Genomic DNA, 284 nt, shown 5'->3' with positions numbered 1-284 from the left:
CACATGCTCCACCGCTTGTGCGGGCCCCCGTCAATTCCTTTGAGTTTCAGCCTTGCGGCCGTACTCCCCCGGCGGAGTGCTTAATGCGTTAACTTCAGCACTAAAGGGCGGAAACCCTCTAACACTTAGCACTCATCGTTTACGGCGTGGACTACCAGGGTATCTAATCCTGTTTGCTCCCCACGCTTTCGCGCCTCAGTGTCAGTTACAGACCAGAAAGTCGCCTTCGCCACGGGTGTTCCTCCATATCTCTACGCATTTCACCGCTACACATGGAATTCCAC

The 284-nt window shown here is 54.6% G+C and carries 1 rRNA gene; it reads right to left on the bottom strand.

What is annotated here, in order from left to right:
- Nucleotides 1-284: ribosomal RNA gene (locus ACSG5Z_RS32035) — 16S ribosomal RNA — on the bottom strand; the annotation flags it as partial.

Origin of the sequence: Bacillus pretiosus, assembly GCF_051294775.1 — a bacterium.
In the GTDB taxonomy this organism is placed as follows: Bacteria; Bacillota; Bacilli; order Bacillales; family Bacillaceae_G; genus Bacillus_A; species Bacillus_A wiedmannii.
Note: the sequence above shows the minus strand (reverse complement) of the source record. Positions and strands in the feature narration are given on the sequence as shown.